General features: G+C 48.9%; 16 protein-coding genes. 5 read left to right on the top strand and 11 right to left on the bottom strand.

Going from position 1 to position 21,125, the window contains the following annotated elements:
• Window positions 1-63: 63 nt before the first annotated feature.
• Window positions 64-456, bottom strand: coding sequence for a zinc-ribbon domain-containing protein (locus KQJ23_RS02120; RefSeq protein WP_216477001.1), 393 nt, complete (start codon window positions 454-456; stop codon window positions 64-66).
• A 19-nt stretch (window positions 457-475) separates the two neighbouring features.
• Window positions 476-910 (bottom strand): MarR family winged helix-turn-helix transcriptional regulator, encoded by a 435-nt coding sequence (locus KQJ23_RS02115; RefSeq protein ID WP_216477000.1) that lies wholly within the window; start codon window positions 908-910, stop codon window positions 476-478.
• Between the two features lie 384 nt (window positions 911-1,294).
• Here KQJ23_RS02115 and KQJ23_RS02110 point away from each other — a divergent pair, with 384 nt between their 5' ends.
• On the top strand, window positions 1,295-3,634 hold the full coding sequence (locus tag KQJ23_RS02110) for a fibronectin type III domain-containing protein (protein WP_249529427.1): 2,340 nt from the start codon (window positions 1,295-1,297) through the stop codon (window positions 3,632-3,634).
• Window positions 3,635-3,758: 124 nt separating this feature from the next.
• Here KQJ23_RS02110 and KQJ23_RS02105 read toward each other — a convergent pair whose 3' ends face one another.
• On the bottom strand, window positions 3,759-4,568 hold the full coding sequence (locus KQJ23_RS02105; RefSeq protein ID WP_216476999.1) for a response regulator transcription factor: 810 nt from the start codon (window positions 4,566-4,568) through the stop codon (window positions 3,759-3,761).
• Window positions 4,546-6,165, bottom strand: a complete 1,620-nt coding sequence (locus KQJ23_RS24055) for a histidine kinase (RefSeq protein ID WP_216476998.1) — start codon at window positions 6,163-6,165, stop codon at window positions 4,546-4,548. Before KQJ23_RS24055 ends, KQJ23_RS02105 begins: the two co-directional genes overlap by 23 nt.
• A 216-nt stretch (window positions 6,166-6,381) precedes the next feature.
• Between KQJ23_RS24055 and KQJ23_RS02095 the strand changes: the two genes are divergently transcribed.
• Together KQJ23_RS02095 and KQJ23_RS02090 are read left to right on the top strand one after the other, a co-directional pair.
• Window positions 6,382-8,187 (top strand): flavocytochrome c, encoded by a 1,806-nt coding sequence (locus KQJ23_RS02095; RefSeq protein ID WP_216476997.1) that lies wholly within the window; start codon window positions 6,382-6,384, stop codon window positions 8,185-8,187.
• A gap of 490 nt (window positions 8,188-8,677) precedes the next feature.
• The gene (locus KQJ23_RS02090; RefSeq protein ID WP_216477065.1) at window positions 8,678-10,387 is read left to right on the top strand and encodes a tetratricopeptide repeat protein; all 1,710 of its coding nucleotides are present in this window, start codon (window positions 8,678-8,680) and stop codon (window positions 10,385-10,387) included.
• Between the two features lie 19 nt (window positions 10,388-10,406).
• Here the strand turns inward: KQJ23_RS02090 and KQJ23_RS02085 are convergent, their stop codons facing one another.
• From KQJ23_RS02085 to KQJ23_RS02070, 4 genes are read right to left on the bottom strand one after another with little or no spacing between them, the layout of a single operon-like run.
• Window positions 10,407-11,009, bottom strand: coding sequence for a response regulator transcription factor (locus tag KQJ23_RS02085; RefSeq protein ID WP_216476996.1), 603 nt, complete (start codon window positions 11,007-11,009; stop codon window positions 10,407-10,409).
• On the bottom strand, window positions 11,006-12,199 hold the full coding sequence (locus KQJ23_RS02080) for a sensor histidine kinase (RefSeq protein ID WP_216476995.1): 1,194 nt from the start codon (window positions 12,197-12,199) through the stop codon (window positions 11,006-11,008). Before KQJ23_RS02080 ends, KQJ23_RS02085 begins: the two co-directional genes overlap by 4 nt.
• Window positions 12,200-12,206: 7 nt before the next feature.
• A complete protein-coding gene (locus KQJ23_RS02075; protein WP_216476994.1) occupies window positions 12,207-12,947 on the bottom strand; it encodes an ABC transporter permease in 741 nt (246 codons plus the stop codon).
• A 1-nt stretch (window position 12,948) separates the two neighbouring features.
• Entirely contained in the window at window positions 12,949-13,857 is a 909-nt protein-coding gene (locus KQJ23_RS02070; RefSeq protein ID WP_216476993.1) for an ABC transporter ATP-binding protein, read from the bottom strand.
• A gap of 289 nt (window positions 13,858-14,146) precedes the next feature.
• On the opposite strand from KQJ23_RS02070, the gene trxB reads away from it, so the two are divergent.
• Window positions 14,147-15,100, top strand: coding sequence for a thioredoxin-disulfide reductase (gene trxB, locus KQJ23_RS02065; RefSeq protein WP_216477064.1), 954 nt, complete (start codon window positions 14,147-14,149; stop codon window positions 15,098-15,100).
• Window positions 15,101-15,348: 248 nt separating this feature from the next.
• On the opposite strand, the gene KQJ23_RS02060 is transcribed toward trxB, so the two are convergent.
• Genes KQJ23_RS02060 through KQJ23_RS02050 form a run of 3 tightly spaced genes read right to left on the bottom strand, consistent with a single transcriptional unit; the run spans window position 15,349 to window position 17,715 of the window.
• A complete protein-coding gene (locus KQJ23_RS02060) occupies window positions 15,349-16,083 on the bottom strand; it encodes an ABC transporter permease (protein WP_216476992.1) in 735 nt (244 codons plus the stop codon).
• 1 nt (window position 16,084) lies between these two features.
• Window positions 16,085-16,798, bottom strand: a complete 714-nt coding sequence (locus KQJ23_RS02055) for an ABC transporter permease (RefSeq protein WP_216476991.1) — start codon at window positions 16,796-16,798, stop codon at window positions 16,085-16,087.
• Window positions 16,795-17,715, bottom strand: a complete 921-nt coding sequence (locus KQJ23_RS02050) for an ABC transporter ATP-binding protein (RefSeq protein ID WP_216476990.1) — start codon at window positions 17,713-17,715, stop codon at window positions 16,795-16,797. The genes KQJ23_RS02055 and KQJ23_RS02050 overlap by 4 nt, the downstream gene beginning before the upstream one ends.
• Before the next feature lie 366 nt (window positions 17,716-18,081).
• On the opposite strand from KQJ23_RS02050, the gene KQJ23_RS02045 reads away from it, so the two are divergent.
• Entirely contained in the window at window positions 18,082-21,051 is a 2,970-nt protein-coding gene (locus tag KQJ23_RS02045; RefSeq protein WP_249529451.1) for an Ig-like domain-containing protein, read from the top strand.
• The last annotated feature ends 74 nt before the right edge of the window (window positions 21,052-21,125 follow it).

Raw genomic sequence — 21,125 nt, 5'->3', positions numbered from 1 at the left:
ATACCGTCCTTTATGACTCTCACTCAACTGCTTAGGATTAATCATGATATATCCAAACAGGGGCTAGCTCTTTCTCTCGAATTGGGCTCTGCATTTCGGACAGGTAATCATAATTTTCCCCTTCCCCTTCGGGACCCGCACCTTCTGTTTGCAGGAAGGGCAGTTGTAGAACCGGTGAGTTCTCGACTGCTTTACCTGCTGTGCGGCTGATTTAAGCCTTCCGGTGATCTTTCGTTGCAGTGAGATATAGGCCAGATTTTCCTGGCTGCGTTTTCCGATATTGCGGCTGAATATTCGGAAAGTCTGATAGAGGATCAGTACAAAGCCGAAGGTTCCCAGCAAACGGGAGAGGAAGCTTCCCAGCAAGAGCATAATTAAAGCAGTAATATTTAAGAATTGCCCAAACTGGTCTACCCCGTAACGGCCCAACATCCATCGACGGATTCGTTCTTTCATGTCTCCGAGCTCCTTTTAATTACGAATTAGAGTGCATTTTGGCAACTATTTCATTCATCCTGCAAGCAATCCGCAGATACTCCCCGGTATCCTGTTCGCCAAGCTCTTCAAGCAAATCCTTCAAGGCATTGCGTACATGCCGCCGATATTCTAATACATGCGCTTCCCCTTCCGGAGTCAGATGTACAATCGTCTTCCGAAGATCTTCCTGATCCCCTTCCCGATATACCCATCCCTTGCGTTCCATGCTCTTCACGGCTGCCGCAATCCGGGCTGTACTGGTTCCCAAAGCTTCACTAAGCACGTTTGATCTGGCAGTCCCGCGGTAGGAATGCAAATAACCCAGCAGAAAAACTTCCCCTTTGGACAGCTCGCCGATCTGTTTGAGCGGAGAGTTGCGAGACAAGGCTTCCATGACTTGAAGAATTTCGTTGGCAGTAGCCTCAAAATTCATTGTTCGACCTCCTTCAAGTAAATCGCTAACACTATTAGCGATTATTATAGTTTAGTTTCTTCTGGCGAGTCAATTTGACGTAAACTCAGTCCCGAGTATCATGACAATGTTGAACTATAGTGCAGGCTGGGGATAGACTCATTTGAGTAAATAAAAGACGCTTTTCACCAATGGGATTGAGGCGGAAGGCGTCTTTTATTGAGATTTAGACTTCTCATAAAGTGAAAATCTCCGTTTAATTTCTTAAATGACCTTTAATTTATGAGCATTCTATGATTAATATCATTATTTTACTAAAAAAGAATTAATTTCATGTACAAACACTAATTAGGGTGATATATTGCTGTTTGTGATTTCCAAATACATACTAGGAGAGGGTAAAATTTGAAACAGTTTAATCGTATTTTGCTGACTTTTTCTATTATTTTTAGCTCACTGTTTTTTAATGTGCTATCTGCACAGGCAGCTTCTCAATTCGATGGGGGGTTGCTAGATGGGGAACAAATTCAAATCGGTAGTACCGTTGGACAGTCTACTAGTGCAGCTACTCAGATAACCGATGGAGATATAGCCACTTATTTTAATCTCCAAAGTGGAAATGTTGGATGGTATACCTTTGCTTCTCCGGTGGAGATTTCAGCAGTGGCTGGAAAATTCAATAATGTTCTGGCAGTGGAATTTTATGATGATAACTATACTTTATTACAAAGATATGAATTTTTAAATAATGATGGGGTTCAATTACTCCCTTCAAAAGTACAAGGAGTTTCGATTGTTGCACTAAAAAATATTTCTGGCGGTACAAGGGTATTTGAATGGAATGTATTCTCAGCGCCATTAACAGCTCCCAATCCAACTACAATTAATTGGATTCAAGGTGGAGATCAAGTAGCGAAAATAGAATGGGCACGTACAGGAGCAGAATCATACAATGTAAAACGTGCAACATCTCCAGGCGGGCCTTATAATTTGCTCGCTACCATTAAAGATTTAGCCTATACAGATATATCTGTAGTAAATGGAACCACATATTACTATGTAGTCTCTGCAGTAAATCAAGCAGGAGAAAGCATCAACTCTGGAGAGAAGAGCATCAAGCCAGACATAAGTAATTATACAGGTGGATTATTGGATTGGAAGACACTTCAAGTGGGTAAGACGATAACAACAGCAACTAGTACGTCACGAGAAGTAACAGATAATAATACAAGTACAAATACATTGCTAACCAATGGAGACTTCATATGGTATACTTTTGCATCACCAATGGATATTTCAGCAATAGCCGCAAAATTCACCAACACGGTGGCAGTTGAATTTTACGATAGCAATAATAACCTGTTACAGCGATATGAATTATTAAATAATGATGGAACACAAATGCTTCCAACAGTGGTACAAGGGGTTTCAACAGTTGCACTGAAATACACAGGGGCAAATTCGAGGGTATACGAATGGAATGTATTTACGAACCCAACAACAGCTCCTTTACCAACTACCATCAATTGGATTCAAGGTGGAGATCAAGTAGCGAAAATAGAATGGGCACGTACAGGAGCAGAATCATACAATGTAAAACGTGCAACATCTCCAGGCGGGCCTTATAATTTGCTCGCTACTGTTAAAGGCTTGACCTATACAGATGTCTCTGTAGTAAACGGAACTACTTATTACTATGTAGTCTCTGCAGTAAATCAAGCAGGAGAAAGCATCAACTCTGGAGAGAAGAGCATCAGACCAGATGCAACAATGTTCACAGGTGGATTGCTGGATTGGAAGACACTTCAAGTGGGTAAGACGATAACAACAGCAACTAGTACGTCACGAGAAGTAACAGATAATAATACAAGTACAAATACATTGCTAACCAATGGGGACTTCATGTGGTATACTTTTACAAGTCCTGTAGAGATTACGTCAGTTGTTGCTAAGTTTACCAATAATGTAGTAGTTGAATTCTACGATAGCAATAACAACTTATTAGAGCAGTATGCTATAACAAAAAGCGACCAAGTTCAGTTACTACCAGCCCCAGTTGAGGCGGTTTCGGTTGTGGCACTGAAATACACTGGAGCAAATTCAAGAGTATACGAATGGAACGTTTTCGGAAAAGGTGGAGAAGTCCTTCCCGAGAAGCCATTGAACTTAACGGCAACTGCAGGAAATAAGCAAGTTGTATTGAATTGGAGCAACTCCGATAGCTCAGTTACAGAGTTCCATGTAAAGCGTTCAACGATACCTGGAGGTACGTATACGACGATCGGTACAGTTACAAGCGGAACATATAGTTACACGGATACAAATGTTGTTAATGGCACTACTTATTATTACGTCGTGTCGGCAGTCAATGCAGTTGGTGAAGGCCAAAATTCAAATGAGGCATCTGCGACTCCAAAAGGCAGCGATGTTGTGAATCCGCCAAATCCAGGTGAAGGTCAGACAGGAGAAAAAGCGTTGCTTCGTATTATCTTGATCAATGGCATTGATAGAGAGTATGACCTGTCGATGGCAGAAGTGAACGCCTTTATTAACTGGTATGAAGGACGGGCAAATGGGTCCGGTAATGTAATGTTTGCTTTCGATAAGCACGATAACAACAAGGGACCATTTGTAGCCCGGAAAGACTATGTTTTCTATGACAAGATTCTGACTTTCGAGGTTAACTCGTATAATACCGGAACTAGCACTCCGGAAATTCCGGATTATGACCCGGAAGCGCATTAATTTGAACCGATAACAGTGATTACGGAAATAAAAATATAGTGAAATTTTCAAAAAGTCCCGAATGCTGACACTCAGCCTAGCATTCGGGGCTTTCTTGTCAATTCATACCGTGAAAATGTAGCCCTTATGCATCTATTCCCCTATTTTTATACTCCAACGGAGACAGCCCGACCTTATTTTTGAACACTCGGCTAAAATAGTATTGGCTCTTATAACCTACCTTGGTGGCGAGGCTGTTTATTTTAATATTGGAGGCTGCATCGTCCAATACCTCTTTGGCCTTGGCTATTCTTAGCCTGGTTACATAATCCAGAAAGGAGAGCCCGGTCTCCTGCTTCATCCGCTTGCTGAGGTAGGTTGGATTCATATGAAATAAGTCGGCTACTCTAGTGATGGTTAGCTCGGGATCCTGATAATGATCGTTGATATATTCCGTTACTTTGTGGATCAAGAGTGTGCTGTCACCGCCGGAGATATTGCAGTGGGGAAGGGGCTTATCCTGTGATGTTTTTGTATGGGACTGATCCGGAAATTTCTGCTGCAGATGAGTATCCAGGCGATATAGAAGCTGTTCCAGATCACTCTTGGGGACTGGCTTCAGGACATAGTCAAAGGCCTGCAGCTGCACGGCTTGTCGCGCATATTCAAAATTGTCATATCCGCTGATAATGACCACCACCATCGAAGGGAACCGCTTGTGCAATAAGCTGATTAGATCGAGTCCGTTCATATTCGGCATATTAATATCAATGAAGCAGACATGAGCAGGCAACTGCTCCAATTGCTGCAAAGCTTCCCCTGCATTTTTGGCTTCTGCAACGACAGTGAAGGGGGAGTGACTGCTTTCAATGAACTCCCTCAACCCGCGGCGAATAATGGTTTCGTCATCTACAAGCATGATTTTCCACATTTTACTCACTCTCTCTTCTATCATTTTTTGGCAGGCGAATCGTCATTGTGGTCATCTCCTCGTTGCTGCTTATCACCAGCCCATACCCTTCCCCATATAGCATTCTGATTCGATGATTTACGCTGTATAGGCCAAATCCGGTTACAGTGGTATCTTGTCTGTCCTCTGCCAGCGTTTGGTTTATTTTGGCCAGCTTATCTGACGGGATCGGCAGCCCGTTATTTCTCACATAAATTACAAGCTGATCTCCCGTGGAGCAGGCCTGGATTGAGATCGTGCATCGTCGGCCTTCCAGCGGCTTAATGCCATGATAGATGGCATTCTCAACTAGCGGCTGAAGCATGAACCGAATGACCTGGAATTGTGAAATCTCTTCTTCATAACTCAGCTCATAATCGAGAATTTCCTCATACCGCACACATTGAATTTGCAAGTAGCTTTCAACATGGTACAGTTCCTGCTCCAGCGAGATATACGTCTCTCCATGACCAAGGCTCAGTCTGAAGTATGTGCTGAGCGCCTCTACCATCTCAACGATATTATCAGCTCCGTATTCTCCGGCCATCCATTGGATCGTATCCAGGGTGTTGTACAAAAAATGCGGCTTGATTTGTTCATGCACCAGCTTGAGCTCAATTTCTTGCTTTTCTTGCTCGGAACGATAAAGTTGTACAAGCATTTCATTGAAGCTATGGGCCAGGTCGCCAATTTCATCTCTTCGTGATTCATCTGCGCGTATATGCTGATTGCCCTGCTGCACGTTCTTCATCACCTGACGGAGTGCTTGAATGGGACGAATAATAGACGTAAGCAGCATCATTAGCAATAAAATGAATATCAGGCCAAGCAGACAGCCTACGATCAGAGCCGTTCGCTGAGTTCTAACGACAGCCAGAGACAGCTCGGAATCCGGCACCTCGAGTACGATTTTCCATCCCTTTACACTATCAATCGGGGCTTCGAACACACTGATTCCATTGCATTCCTCGCTATGGTTGCAGGTCGTCGCCTGCTGCTCCGGCTCGTCGCTTCCACCTACAATCAGCTTGCCAAGCTGGTCGTACAGGGAAATATCCTCTGCAATTTCCTTCATTTTCTCTAGCGATACGCCAGCGGCAATGTAGGCCGCTTCTTCATTCTTCAAGGGTTGAATTCGATAGAGAATAACAACAATTTCTACGCCGTTTGCTTTGGACACAATCGGATGACTGACTACATAGTCGGCTCTGGATTCGATAAGGTGCTGATAGTAGGGACGATTTAAAATCGAGAAGGGTTTGTCCTCTATTCCCCAGGAGAAGGCATGAATATCCACGACGCGAATCGATTCATATTCTTCCTGCTTTCGTCTCTCCAGCCTGCGCGTTTCTTGCAGAAGCTGCTCCCTGGACCACTGATGGTCAGAGGCTAGAGCAGCCAGCGTATTAATTTCGCCAATTCTTTGATTAAACCAATAATTGATTTGGTCGCTGCGGGCGTCCAGCACTTGCTGGGTCAAGCTTTTGTTCAAGGGAATTACCGTATGATTCATCTCCATATAAATCGTAACCAGCAGGGCAAGAAACAGCAGCGTAAAGCAACTGCCCGCATACAATAAGAGCTTTTTCTGTATAGAGTTCACCGTGCTTATCAGCTCCTTGTATTTCAAATGGCGGCTTGTCCGGAATATAGCCCGAAAAAGATAAAAAACATCTGAATCGTGCAAATACTTGTGACTGCACCTGCCTTATAATAGCTCTTGTGCACATTTTCACATGAAAAGCTGTTTGTGTCTAGGAGCCTGGTAACAAAGAGGGCTTCCGGCCATGAGAATCAAACTGAAGGGGAGAACGAAACGATGCAACGAATTTACGCAAAAAGAATACTGGCCATGCTATTGGCTATGTGTCTGGTGCTTATGGCAGCCGCTTGTGGAGGAAAGGAGACACCAAGCGCTAACAACAGCGAAAATGCCGGAACCAAAGTCGTTGAAGGTGTGGGTCAAGGTAAGCACGGGGATATTAAGGTCAAGGTCACCTTCACGGACAATCAAATTACCGATATTGAAGTAGTAGAGAACAAGGAGAATGAAGTGCTGGCAGAGCCGGTTTACACACAGTTGAAGGACGTGGTTATTGCAGCGAACAGCCCGGAGGTTGATGCTATTAGCGGCTCTACTGTAACGAGCAATGGCTATTTGGATGCGATCAGGGATGCTATTGCCAAGTCTGGACTGACCCTTGCTGCTGCCGGCGCCGTAGCTAACAACGCCCAGAGCAGGGAGGCAGCCGAGCAGACGTATGATGTTGTGGTCATCGGCGCGGGCGGAGCTGGCTTCAGTGCGGCTATTGAAGCCAATCAGGCCGGAGCTCAAGTTGTTCTATTGGAAAAAATGCCAACCGTAGGAGGAAATACGCTCATATCGGGAGGAGAGATGAACGCGCCTAACAACTGGGTGCAGCAAAAGCTTGGAATTACGGATGACTCGGCAGACTTATACTATGAGGATACTCTTAAGGGCGGAGATCATCTGGGTACGCCCGAAATGGTCCGAATATTGGCTGATCATGCACTGGAATCTGCCGAATGGCTGCGTGATGAGATCAAGGTGGAATTCCTGCCGGATCACTTGTTCCAATTTGGCGGCCACTCCAGAAAGCGTGCCTTGATTCCTGTCGGTCATACAGGAGCAGAACTGATTACAAAGCTGAAGACCAAGACGGAAGAGCAGGGCGTTACCATCAAGACGAGTATGAAGGCAGACGCATTGATTACAAATGATGAAGGCAGAGTGACCGGAGTAGAGGCTACTGACGGCAGCGGCAATAAAATTATTTTTCACGCCCAAATGGGAGTAATAGTGGCTACAGGCGGTTTTGGATCTAATATAGAGATGCGTAAGAAGTATAATCCCGAAATGGACGAAAAGTACATGTCCACGGATACACCGGGAACGACGGGCGATGGGATTGTCATGGCCGAGGCTTTGGGCGCTAAGCTCGCCAATATGGAATATATCCAGACTTATCCGGTATGTAACCCCGAGACAGGAGTCATTTCTCTTGTGGCGGACTCCCGGTTTGACGGTGCTATTCTGATTAATCAAGAGGGAGAGCGCTTTGTCGAGGAGCTGGAGCGCCGGGATGTGATCTCGAAAGCCATTCTTGCTCAGACAGGCGGCTACACCTACCAGCTCTGGAATCAGACGATTGCAGATATAGGCAAGACTATCGAAGCCCATCAGGATGAATATGATATGCTGGTTAAGCAAGGCCTATTGTACAAGGCAGATACCCTCGAAGAAGCAGCGAAATTCTTTAATGTGGATATAGATACGCTGAAAGCTACCGTAAAAAAGGTAAATCGATATGCAAGCACAGGCGATGATCTTGATTTCCACCATCGCGGCGGACTAGTCTCGCTAGAGACAGGACCTTACTATATCCAGAAGGCCGTACCTTCTGTCCATCATACGATGGGCGGGCTTGTAATTGACGGGAAGACGCATGTAATAAATGATGAAGGCAATGTGATTCCGGGTCTGTATGCAGCAGGCGAGGTCACGGGTGTGATTCACGGTACGAACCGTCTCGGCGGGAATGCAATTGCAGATATCTTTACATTTGGCCGTATCGCAGGACAACAGGTGGTAGCCGAGAATTAATTCAGCCGTACAAGCTGTGATAGAAAATGTAATCTGCACAACATCAAATAGGAATCTACAAAGAGATTTTCTCCTCTGCGAGAAAGTCTCTTTTCTTTTTTACCACTTCAATTACACCTGTATTTTACATAGGACGACAGCTACCGCTATGGTATACTGTAAGGTAGAGCTGAGAGCTTCTTTAAGTTGCTTAGGCATACTATCATAAGTTTGATTATTGATTGTTACGTATAAAGGGCATAAGTGTGATGTGTACTGTAGAAGCGTTAGCGTTCGCCTTTGCGATCGGATTTCTACTCATCATGGCTTAGTTTAATCAGAGAAATCCGTGAACAACAGCGATCGAAAGAACACATCACACGTTGCCCCATTACGTACATCTCATAAGTTTAGACTTATATAGAATAGACTTGATGGTAGATAGGAGGTGCCTTGTTTGAAAGAATATAGCGAACCGGATCAGCAGGAGGGGAAAGTGCTTCCGCTTGAGATGGATGCGGGCTTTTTCTTTGAACGGGCAGTCTCTTCACTGGACCGTCGCCACTATGATAAGGCATTAAAGTATTTTCGCAAAGCGGCGGAGTATGAGCCGCAGAACCCGGTAAATCATTGCAATCTGGCTGGGATTTTGTCCGAGATGGGGGACTTTGAGGCTTCGAATGCGGCCCTTTCCACCGTCCTGGATGAGATCGATCCGAACATGACAGAATGCTATTTTTATATGGCTAATAATTATGCGAATATGAATATGTTTGAAGCGGCGGAGCAGGCACTGGTCACATATCTGGAGAGGGATGCCAGCGGCCAGTTTCTGGAGGAAGCGGAAGAGATGATGGACTTGCTTCAATTCGAATTGGAGCGTCCGATGAAGGTAACGAGTATTAAAGCCATGGAAGGCGTGGTCGAGCATGACCGCGCGCGTTTGTGGCTGGAGGAAGGCAAGTTTGTTCAAGCCGTCAAGCTGCTGGAGGAGATCGTGGAGAAGCAGCCGGACTTTCATTCCGCCCGTAATAATCTGGCGCTGGGTTATTACTACCTGGGCCGGTTTCAAAAAGCGCTGGATATGGTGGAAGAGGTGCTGCAGCAGGAGCCGGGAAATTTGCATGCGCTCTGCAATCTGGCGATTTTCAGTCAACATGTAGGTGACCAAGAAGCAATGGATGCACTTTCGGTGCGTTTGGGGAAAATCGTTCCCTTTCACCAGGAGCATGTGTTTAAGCTGGCTACGACGATGGGGATTCTCGGAGACCATGAAGCAGCCTACAATCACTTCCTCCGTTTGCTCCGGGAGGATGATATCGTTCCTGAGCCGTCTTTGTACCACTATGCAGCTACCGCTGCCTTCTATACGGGAAGATTCCAGGCTGCGGAGAAGCTGTGGCGGCAAGCGAAGAGCCTTGATCCGGCCTCCAAGGTTGCTGCTTATTACCTGGAGTGGATGTCGATATATCAGGAAGAACTGGGCCGTGCCGAAGAAGAGAAGGGGACAAGCAGAGCCTCTATACCCGTGATCAGTTACCAGTATCAATTACCCTTCGAGGAGCAAATGAGGCATTGGGAAGGCTCGGAGGAGGGGCTTACAGAAGACTTGCTTGCGAATCCGCTCGTTCGGGCGTCCTGCTTCTGGGCGCTGCGGCATGGTGAGGATAAAGTAAAGCTGCAAGTGATTGAAGCCTTTCGGCATATTGCCGATCATGAGGCGGAATTGGAGCTGCGGGCTTTCTTGCAGAATCCTGACGAGGATCCTCAGCTGAAAGAGACCGCCCAATTTGTGCTTCGCAACTGGAGTGCCGAGCAGGAATGTGCGGCCTCCAAGGGAGAACGTGAGCTGGCCGGTGCATTACAAGGTGAAGCTCACAGGCTGCCGGTCTGGAAGGTCGAATGGCAGGCGGTGCTCGATCTGGTGTCCCTGCAAACGAAAGAAGATTATAATACAGAGCAATTGCAGGATTTGAAGGCCCTATGGATAGAATTCCTGGACTCCATGTACCCGGATGTGCCGGAGATCAAGCATCTTGAAGGCTGGGCGGCTGCGCTGGAATATTTGGTCGCGAAGCTTCACAATCTTCCGCTAACCTATAAAGTGCTGGCCGAACGCTATGATATTACCGCATCGCTGATACGGCGTTATGTAGAACGGATTGATGAGGTATGTGCGGTCAAGAAACGATTGAAGCCGACCTTTCCGTTCGTCCAATAAAATAAAAAGACAAGAGCTGTCACATCCAGCCCTTGTCCTCTGCCCGCCGGATCGCTTCGATCCGGCTTTTGGCGTCCAGCTTGCCCAGAATTTCCGAAATGTAATTGCGCACCGTTCCGCTGGACAAATGCAGCTGCTTGGCGATCTCTCCAGCGCGATTGCCTGCTGCCGCGAGCTTCAGAATCTCCTGCTCTCTTGGAGTGAGGGGATTCTCTTCCCGCAGACTGCCAAAGACTAGTTCGGGGGCGACTTCGATATGTCCCGCCATGACCCGGCGGATGGCATCGGCCAGGCGATCGCTGGATTCGTCCTTAAGCAGATAGCCGTTAACACCTAAGCGGGCGGCCCGCTCAAAGTACCCCGGTCTGGCAAAGGTCGTCAGTATGATGATCTTGCAGAGTTCACTCCGCGCCTTAAGCTTCTCGGCTACATCCAATCCGCTGAGCACAGGCATTTCAATATCCATCAGACATACATCCGGCTTGAGCCGCTCGATGAGAGCCAAGGCTTCTTCTCCGTCCGCCGCCTGTCCCACAACTTCCAAATCTTCTTCAAGGTCCAGAAGCGAAGCAAGTGCTCCCCGTAGAAGCCGTTGATCTTCGGCAATAACAATGGATATCATTCGGCTCCTTCCTCCTTCCGGTCTTTAATGACAAACGGGACTTGTACGGTCAAGCGGGTTCCTTTTCCATGCTCGGGCCTGGAGAACCGCAGAGAGCTTTCAATCAGCGAAAGCCGCTCCGCCATTCCCTTCAGCCCGTTGCCGGCGCTTGTCCCCGTTCCGGCTTCAGGGTCGTCCGCGCATGATCCCGTACCGCTTGGCGGTAATCCGATACCGTTATCTTCAATCTCGATCTGAAGCCAGGACTCAGAGTTGGCGATGCTGATTCGGCAATGACTGGCTTGACTGTGCTTGACCAGATTGGTGATCGCTTCTTTGATGCAGAGGCTGAGAATGTTTTGCGATAGCGGCGAGACGTCGATCTGTTCCGGATCTCCTTCGACGGTTAAGCCAATCCCGGCTGCCCGCAGCATCTCGCGTGCCTCGGCGATGCCCTCCGCAATACTCGAAGCGCGCATATCGGACACAAGCTCCCGTACCTGCCGCAGGGCAGCTCTGGATGTTTGTTGTATTTCCTTGGCCTCGGCTTGCGCGCGCAGCGGATCTTTTGCGATAAGCTTCTCCACGAGTTGACTCTTCAAAGTGATCAGGGACAACGTATGCCCCAGCGTGTCATGCAGGTCGCGGGCAATCCGCATCCGCTCCTCCCGGGTGATGAGCTCCTTGATCTGCTGCTGCGCCATATCCAGCTCCTGCTCCAATTGCTGCTTGCGCACCATGGACCGGATTCCGAAGGGAGAGGCCAGCATCAGAATCAGAAAGGGGAGCGTGAAGATCAGTTCCAAAGGCTCCATTTTAGGGATAATCAGCGCGATCAGGCCAAGCTCCATGGCGGTAAATGCGGTGATAAAAACTCTAAACTTCCGATGATCGCTATACCAGCCGATAAAATTGGCTGTGAAAAAGCCCATATAAAGATTGAACGGGCTATATGCCAAGCACATCACGAGAATTAGGGCCATTTGTACAATCAGCCACCAGGTGAAGGCGGTCCCCGTCACATTATAGAGCTGGCGATAGGTTATAACGAACAGGGCGATAAACACATACCCCAAGGCCAGCCTCAGCCCGGTCTCCTGTTGGAGGTTAATAATGGGCAGCGCGATATAGACCAGCCATAGGTAGGGGAAATAGCCATACTTTTGCGGAAACAGCCGAAAACGGCCGTCACGCGTGCTTGCTTGCTCCATTCCGTAATCACACTACTTCCTGTTTTTTGCGGATATACGTGGATAGTACCATAAACAGGAGGAGGTAGCCCAGTAAAATCAAGAAATGCCGCAGGTCCGGCGCATGGCCGTTGACGATATCCCAGGCTCCATTGCCGTAGTTATAGGAAGGCAGCCATTTGCCGATCTGCTGCATCACCGATGGAAATGTCTCGATTGGCATCCACATGCCGCCCAGAAGGGCCATAATCAAATAAATCGCATTGCTGACCCCGCTCGCCGTATCCACTCGTTTCATGTTGCCGATCAGTGTTCCGATGGCGAGAAACGGTACCGAGCCGACCAGAATCCAGAGGGCGCTGTACACCCAGGTTAGCGGAGGAAGGGAAACCCCGTTAATCAATACGCATGCTCCAAAAATAAACCCGATCGAGATCAGATGCATGACGGTCTGACCGAACATTTTGCCGAAAGAATACATCCATCCGGGCAGCGGCGTCACCTGCATGAACCGGGTCCAGCCTTCTGTGCGCTCCTGCACCAGCCGAATGCCCAGCGTCATAATGGAGGAACCCATTACGCTAAAGGTCGTCATGGACATCAGGTAGTGGGCGCCCCATTCCTTCATGTCTCCGCCTGTATCGATGATTCGGGTGAAAATAAAGTAGAAAATGACCGGCATCAGCAAAGACCAGAATACATAGTAAGGGTTCCGAATCACTCGCAGCAGCTCGATTTTACATTGCTTGATCAGCATTTTGGTCGCCATGTTAAACCGCCTCCTCTTGGATGGATGTCAATTGCTCGAAGGCCTCGTCCAGACGTCCCTGGTCCACGGCAATTTCACGAACGCCGAGCTTCTCGGCAAAAATCTGTTCCAGCACCTGGTCCGTATGATCGGTGTGGATTACGATACGGCCGTCCTGCTCGCTGAAATTGGATAGGACAGGATTGCTTGCCAGCTTGCGGCGAAATTCTGATCCATCCTCCATCGGGAGGAACGAGACCGAACGTTTGACGATTACCGATTTAATCTCCTCCGGCGTTCCGTCTGCAACCAATGCGCCCTGGTGAAAAAGAAGGATCCTGTCCGCCGCATCATCCGCCTCTTGCAGATAATGGGTGGTGAACAGAATGGTCTTGCCTTGCTTGGCGAATTCCCGAATCTGATCCCAGAAGCGGCGCCGTGCACCGATATCCAGACCCACGGTCGGCTCGTCGAAGAAGAGCAGGTCGGGATTGCCGGCCATCGCGAGAGCGAAGCCGAGATTACGCTTTTGCCCGCCGGACAGCTTCTCCGTGTAGCGGTTTAAGTCTTTCCCGTGCAGCCCGGTCATAGCGATCAAAGCATCCATGTCCATTGGGTTCGGATAGTAGCATCGTATGAGCTCCAGCACCTCGCGTACTTTAAGCCGGTCCATCAAGCTTACCTCCTGGAGCATGGCACCGATGTGGTGGCGAACGGAGTGCTCCTTCGGCGGCTTGCCGAATACGCGAATTTCTCCTTCTGTTGGCTCAAGCAGGCCGAGAATCATCGAGAGAGCCGTAGTCTTTCCGGCGCCGTTGGGGCCAAGAATAGCAACGATAGAGCCTTTGGCAATGCGGAAAGAGATCCGGTCTACCGCCTTTTTGTCCTTGAACGTTTTGCTTACCTGCTTCAGTTCTATAATGGAATCCATCAGGATCATCCCTTCTGTGGTTACCGGATTTTCCCTTGCGGGAGTGTTGATCTCAGCATATCGAATCTGGCGGAAGCTCGTTAGTAGGGAGTGTCATGATTTCAAGATGACAAATGTCATGTGAGAGTCAGATTATCATTTTTGAGCAAATTGGGAATGGGTGAGCGAGAGGGCGGCGGGTAAACGGGCGTTATGTTGGGTAAAACTTAGATAGTAGAACAGGATGGAAAATGAGTCGTTATCAAGACGATGCATTTCTGTCATCAATCAAGGAGGTAGCGTGATGTCGATATATAAGTCCATTGTGATCGGAACCGGTCCTGCAGGGCTGACGGCGGCCATTTACTTGGCCAGAGCGGGGCTTGCACCGCTTGTTATTGAGGGAATTCAGCCGGGCGGGCAGTTGACCACGACGACAGAGGTGGAGAACTTTCCGGGCTTTCCCGAAGGGATTCAGGGGCCGGAGTTGATGGACCATATACGCAAGCAGGCCGAGCGCTTTGGTGCGGAGTTCCGGAGCGGCTGGGTGACCGAAGTGGATTTTGCGAGGCAGCCTCGGGTCGTCACACTCGAAGGAGGAGACACGCTGCAGACGGAGACGGTGATTCTGTCGACAGGCGCGTCAGCCAGATACCTAGGGATTCCGGGCGAGCAAGAGAATGTAGGGAGAGGAGTTAGCACGTGCGCGACATGCGACGGGTTCTTTTTTCGGGGAAAAAAGCTCATTGTCGTCGGAGGCGGGGATTCCGCCATGGAGGAAGCCAGCTTCCTTACGCGCTTCGCTACACAGGTGACCATTGTGCACCGTCGGGAGGAGCTGCGGGCCTCCAAGATTATGCAGGACCGGGCTCGCAGCAATGAAAAAGTTGCGTGGGCGCTGAATCGGACGCCGGTGGCCGTCGAAATGGATGATCTGGGACGGGTCAAAGGTCTGAGAGTATTGAACAATGTTAGTGGTCAAGAGGAGCTGCTAGAGGCGGATGGCGTATTCGTGGCGATCGGTCATACGCCGAACACGGCGTTTCTCGGGGGTGCGATCGAAATAGACAGCCATGGTTATATCGTGGTTCAGCCGGGAACGACGAAGACGAACGTGCAGGGGGTGTTCGCTTGCGGGGACGTGCAGGATAGGCGCTACCGCCAAGCCATTACCGCAGCAGGCAGCGGCTGCATGGCAGCAATGGACTGCGAGAAATATCTCGAAGGCAGCATGACACACGACTGGAGCGAAACGCTTAATTAAATACTCGATCTGATGATCAGTCTTAGCAAGGGCCGGAGCCATTCCTAACTGGAGGGCACCGGCCTTTGATTTACAATCCGGTGCTCCTCCGTTGCAATAATCTGTCTAACGGACATTTTGGGAGCTAATAAGGGAGAAATGAGTAGATATAAGTTAGTTGACTCACATAAGAGCTGAAAATGTCCGTTAGTGAACAGGTTTTTCAGCGAAATCTTTCCATACAGTAAGCATCCAGCCGCATACTATACTTATATTTCTTTCCGCCGAAAATAAATCAACCCAGCAGCAAAGAAAATCACGAAGCTGCCGACCACGGTGATCATCAAGCTCTCGATCGGCAGGTTGAAGGCGCCGAAGTCGCGCTGCTGATAGGGCATCATCGCCAGCACGGGCTGGGCCCAGGGGTAGAACGGCCCAATCTTGGCCGAGTTAATGATCAGCATGTTGGGAATGGTCAATGACACATTCACTGCAAGCGGGGCGGCGAAGCTGGCCCAGCTAAGCGACACGCCAAGCTGCAGGGCAGCCAGAGGCAAGCAGGCCACCCAGCCGCCAAGCAGGTTGGTTGCTAGCAATCCCCACGAGACGGGAACGGTGACGTGCTGAATCCAGCCGGCCAAGAGGACTGCGCCAAGAAACATGATCTGGCAGAAGGCGAGCAGCAGGGCGGAAGTGACCAGCTTGCCCAAATAGACTGCCGTGCGCGATACTGGCAGCACCAGCAATTGCTTCCATCCTCCGCCGGTATGCTCATATCGGCATAGAAAGGCGGGAAGCAACCCGGAAAGTATAGGCAGGAACAGAAGCGCATGAAGCACGACCATGGAGCCGAGAATATAGGTCCAGGGATCCCCGCCCTCGGGGATCTGTGTAAGGACACCGATCGGAAGGGAAAGAACTGGACTGGCCAGCAGGATCAACCAAATCCAGGACTTAGACATTTTCAGCCGTTCGGCGGACAATACGCGAAGCAGACCTCCCATTTTAATCCACATCCTTTCGGTTAAAATGCAGCATCCCCATGATCATAATGACAAGACCGCAGAAGATTCCTGCGCCGATAAACCACCAGGCATGAGGGCCGTTAAAGGCATAAACCGGCCAATTGAGCGGGAACCACTCCGGCAGTTGAAGCGCGAACGGCGAGATGACCGCGGCACCCACACCCAATGTCACCGGCAGCGACTGATTGCGGAAGGTGAGCGACAGCCACAGCTGCAAAGCCAGCATCGGCAGCACGGCCATGAATGAAGCGAAGCCCATCCGCAGCAGATCCAGATAAGGCAACTCAGTTCCGAAGCCAAGCAGCAAGCCAAGCAGTGCCGTCCCGATAGGCAGCAGCAGGCAGGAGACACAGAGGAGCAGAAAGCACAGCGTGAACTTGGCGCTAAATACCGAAATCCGTGAAATCGGCAAGGCCAGCAGCTGCTTCCAGGAGCTCATCTGATGCTCAACCCCCGCTACCAGCGAGCTGACAAGCGTTACGCCGAGATAGAGCGCGATCGGTATGAAGAAGGAGACATTCTCGATCAATGCGCCCCATAAGTCGTCCGCATACTGCTTCATTAAATAATCCAGCCGGAGGCCAAAGTTAAGCGCCTGCATGGCAACAAGCCCGATCGGGGCGATGAAGACAAGCAGCCAAATGCCCTTTTTGCGAATTTTGAGAAAATCTGCGGATAAAGCACGGAGCATCATAGCCGGTCACCGTCCCCGATGACTTGCATGAAGATATCCTCCAGCGATTTCCGGTGCTCCTCGACGCGGTAAATGTCATGGCCGTTCTCAACGAGCCGTTTAACCAGCGAAGGGACGTTCTTATCCGTCATACCCGGGAACACGAGAGTCCCTTCTTTTACGGTTCCGGCCACGCCCAGTCCAGTATCTCGAGCCAGCCACAGCGCCGCCTCGGGATCGGAGACCACCAGGGATATCTCAGACGAAGCCTGCTCTTTCAGATTCCGAATCGTGTCCTGGAACACCATCCGTCCTTCGCGGATAATGCCTACACGTCCCGCCATTAGTTCCACTTCGCTAAGCAAGTGGCTGGAGACCAGCACGGTAATGCCGTATTGGGCAGGCATGCTCTTGATCAGCTCGCGGATTTCATGGATGCCGGACGGATCCAGGCCGTTGGTCGGCTCGTCCAGAATGAGCAGTTCGGGGTTTGCAAGCAAAGCCGCTGCGATGCCCAGCCGCTGCTTCATCCCCAGCGAGAAGCCCTTGACCGGGCGCCGTGATTCGCTGGTCAGTGAGACGATCTCCAGCACCTCGTCGATCCTGGACTTGGGCACGCTGAGAATGCGGCGGATGGCTTCAAGATTATCCACAGCGCTCAGATGTCCGTAGTAGGAAGGATACTCAACCAGAGACCCGATTCGGCGCAGAATATCCAGCTTATGCTTGTTAAGCTCCTGACCAAAGATCGAGATGCTGCCTGCCGTCGGCTGAATCAGGCCAAGCAGCATGCGGATGGTTGTTGTCTTCCCGGCCCCGTTCGGACCAAGGAAGCCGTAGATATCGCCTTTTGCAATATTCAGATCCAGTTGATCTACCGCGCTGCGGCCGCGGTATTTTTTCGTTAAACCCTTTGTTTCAATAATCCATTCATTCACGTAAAATCACCTCGGTATTGATCATACCGAGGGAAGTTTAAAGTGAAGCTGCGGCCAAGTTTAAATTTTGGTTAAATTACTTTTCCAGCTATTTACTTACTCATTTAGGCAACAATCGCAGAAATACTTCTGTGGTGGTACAACGGGACACCATCGATTATCCACTCCCTTATTAGCTTCTCAACTGTTCCAATCCCTAAAAATCAATGCTTTCAATCATGCACACTTGCATATGAAATGCAATTAATTTTTATATGAAAACTGTATAATTATTTGTCGACTTAGCGTCAAATGCGTGATTAAATAAACGTAATCAGGCTTTCAATTTTGGGGAAAAGGGAGAATTATATGTATCGTGTGAAAAAAATGATTCTAGCTACTCTCATATTATCAGTAATAATCGGAATGCTGAACCTGGCGCCTGCTACTAGCGTGTACTCAGCAGCTCCAACAGCGACGATTGTAGTATCCGACCCTTCCTTAAAAGCGGGTGAGACGTCGCTTGTCACGATTACCTTCTCTGAGGCGATAGTGGGCTTTACGGATGCTGATCTGACCGTGGAAAATGGCACATTGAGCGCTGTAAGCTCATCAGATGGAGGCATTACGTGGACAGCCACGCTGACGCCGGCGGCTAATATCAGCGATTCGACGAATGTGATTACACTCGATTTAACTGGTGTGCAAGATGCCAATGGTATTGAAGGGACAGGTACGGTCACATCCAACAATTATGCCGTGGACACCTTGCGCCCAACAGCGACGATTGTAGTATCCGACCCTTCCTTAAAAGCAGGTGAGACATCGCTCGTCACGATTACCTTCTCTGAGGCGATAGTGGGCTTTACGAATGCTGATCTGACCGTGGAAAATGGCACATTGAGCGCTTTAAGCTCATCAGATGGAGGTATTACGTGGACAGCCACGCTGACGCCAGCGGCTGATATCAGTGATTCGACGAATGTGATTACACTCGACAATACCGGTGTGGTTAATTTTGCTGGTAATGCTGGAACGGGGATAACAATATCCAACAATTATTCTGTAGACATCGCACGGCCAACAGCGACGATTGTGGTTCAGGATACCGCACTTTCAATTGGAATGTCTTCCACTGTAACAGTTACATTTAATGAACCGATAACGGGTCTGACGCTTACAGATTTTTGGGCAAAGAATGCAGCCCTAAGCTCTCTATCAACACAGAATAATATCGAGTGGAATCTCATTGTCACCCCGGATGCGAACGTGACTGACATCTCGAATGTGATTACGCTAGATTTATCTGGTGTGCTAAATGTCGCTGGTACTGCAGGGGCAGGTACGGCCGCATCCAATAATTATGCCGTGGATACCGTTCGCCCGACAGCGACAATCGTAGTAGCTGACCCTTCATTAAAAGCGGGTGAGACGTCTCTTGTCACGATTACCTTCTCCGAAGCGGTTACCAGTTTTACGAATGGCGATCTGATCGTGGAAAATGGAACCTTGAGCACTGTAGGCTCATCAGATGGAGGTGTTACTTGGACAGCCACGCTGACGCCGGTGGCTAACATCAATGGGCTGACGAATGTGATTACACTCGAAATTACCGGTGTGACGGATCTCGCTGGCAATGCCGGAACAGGTGTAACGACATCCAACAGTTATGTCGTGGATACCACACGCCCAACAGCAACAATAATAGTAGCTGCCTCTTCGTTAAAAGCGGGTGAGACATCACTCGTCACGTTCTTCTTCTCTGAGGCAGTAACAGGTTTTACAAATAGTGATTTGACTGTGGAAAATGGCACCTTGAGCACTGTAAGCTCAGTGGATGGAGGTATTACTTGGACAGCGATACTGACGCCAGTTGCTAATAGCAGAGATTCGACGAATGTGATTAAGCTAGATGTATCTGGTGTGACAAATGCCGCTGGTAATGCAGGTGCGGGGACGGCGATATCCAACAATTATGTGATCGAATCAGAGCCCCTGACGGCAAGCATTGTAGTATCGAAATCAACACTGGCAATTGGTGAGACTGCATTGGTTACCATTACATTTTCTAAACCCGTGACGGGGCTTGCGAATGCAGACTTGACAGTAGAGAACGGCACTCTAACGGGGCTTATCTCCAAAGATGGGGGAGTGACATGGACAGCAACACTTACGCCTCATTCCAACATTTCGGTTACTACTAATGTCATTACACTCGATAACACAGGTGTATCAGATGTTAATGGCAATGCAGGAACAGGGAATACGATATCCAATCCTTATGCTGTATCGACTATGCCAGTTTATTCTGGAAATGAAAGTGGAGGCGGAGCATCTCAGCCTGCACCTGTCAGAGAGCTTTCTTCGACAAATGGACAATTGACTCTTCCTGTCAATACAGCTGGCACGGTTAGCCTTGATAACGAAATAAAATTGTCTATTCCACAAGGAGCAGCAACACAAGAATTGAAAATTACGGTTGAGAAAGTCCGGAATACGGAATTATTGCTTACTCATAATGAGATGCTTGCAAGTCAAGTGTTTGAACTGCGGGCAAACAACTCACCTACCTTAATAAAACCGGCAAAATTATCGCTAGCCTTTGATCCTGTAAAGGCAGAGAGTGATCAAACAGTAGGTGTGTTCTATTATGACGAAGTAAGGACAAACTGGGTTGAAGTGAAACCTAGTGCTATCAATGGGAATCAAATTTCTATTGATATGAACAAATGGGCAAAATACGCCGTACTCGTCGCGGATGAGGGTGCTGAAACGCCTGGTGCAGAGAACTATGCAGAACTGCCAGAGAATAAGGTCTTCAAGGACATGTCCGGGCACTGGGCTCAAGCCAATGTGGAGAGAGCATTGAACAGCGGCATAATCACTGGATTCCCGGATGGCACATTCCGACCAAGAGAAACGGTCACACGGTCACAATTTGCAGTTATGCTGTTGAATGCTGTGAAGTCTGAAGCAGAGGGGACAGAACTCAACTTTACAGATGCTGCGATCATTGGCGATTGGGCAAGGACAGCAGTTGCACAGGCTGCTCAAGCCGGATGGATCAATGGCTATGAGGATGGCACGTTCCGCCCGAATGCAGGCGTCACCCGAGTAGAAATGGCCGTAATGATTGCTCGTGCGCTTGACGTGTCCGGGGAAGGCATCCATGAAAGTTCATTTGCAGATGGCAGCGACATTCCTATCTGGGCTCAGCATGCCGTGGCTTCGTTAAGGCAGCTTGGCATTATAAGCGGCAATGATAACAATCAATTCTTGCCGTATGCACCAACGACCAGAGCAGAGGCGGTAACGGTGTTAATGAATATATTGGATCAAAACAACAACGTTGAGTAACAGCTGCAAACTTAATATGCCTAAGCTGCGCAAGAAGGTAATCGCAGCTTAGGCATATTTGTATTTGCACTATA

The organism is Paenibacillus brevis, assembly GCF_018919145.1.
Classification (GTDB): domain Bacteria; phylum Bacillota; class Bacilli; order Paenibacillales; family Paenibacillaceae; genus Fontibacillus; species Fontibacillus brevis.
The sequence above is the reverse complement of the archived record's forward strand: the minus strand, read 5'-3'. Positions and strand labels throughout refer to the sequence as shown.

Excerpts from the sequence above, each read along its gene's own strand:
- KQJ23_RS02120 (WP_216477001.1), bottom strand. The coding sequence starts at position 456 with ATGAAAGAACGAATCCGTCGATGGATGTTGGGCCGTTACGGGGTAGAC.
- KQJ23_RS02115 (WP_216477000.1), bottom strand. The coding sequence starts at position 910 with ATGAATTTTGAGGCTACTGCCAACGAAATTCTTCAAGTCATGGAAGCC.
- KQJ23_RS02105 (WP_216476999.1), bottom strand. The coding sequence starts at position 4,568 with ATGATAGAAGAGAGAGTGAGTAAAATGTGGAAAATCATGCTTGTAGAT.
- KQJ23_RS02095 (WP_216476997.1), top strand. The coding sequence starts at position 6,382 with ATGCAACGAATTTACGCAAAAAGAATACTGGCCATGCTATTGGCTATG.
- KQJ23_RS02090 (WP_216477065.1), top strand. The coding sequence starts at position 8,678 with ATGGATGCGGGCTTTTTCTTTGAACGGGCAGTCTCTTCACTGGACCGT.
- KQJ23_RS02085 (WP_216476996.1), bottom strand. The coding sequence starts at position 11,009 with ATGATATCCATTGTTATTGCCGAAGATCAACGGCTTCTACGGGGAGCA.
- KQJ23_RS02080 (WP_216476995.1), bottom strand. The coding sequence starts at position 12,199 with ATGGAGCAAGCAAGCACGCGTGACGGCCGTTTTCGGCTGTTTCCGCAA.
- KQJ23_RS02075 (WP_216476994.1), bottom strand. The coding sequence starts at position 12,947 with ATGGCGACCAAAATGCTGATCAAGCAATGTAAAATCGAGCTGCTGCGA.
- KQJ23_RS02070 (WP_216476993.1), bottom strand. The coding sequence starts at position 13,857 with ATGGATTCCATTATAGAACTGAAGCAGGTAAGCAAAACGTTCAAGGAC.
- KQJ23_RS02060 (WP_216476992.1), bottom strand. The coding sequence starts at position 16,083 with ATGGGAGGTCTGCTTCGCGTATTGTCCGCCGAACGGCTGAAAATGTCT.
- KQJ23_RS02055 (WP_216476991.1), bottom strand. The coding sequence starts at position 16,798 with ATGATGCTCCGTGCTTTATCCGCAGATTTTCTCAAAATTCGCAAAAAG.
- KQJ23_RS02045 (WP_249529451.1), top strand. The coding sequence starts at position 18,082 with ATGATTCTAGCTACTCTCATATTATCAGTAATAATCGGAATGCTGAAC.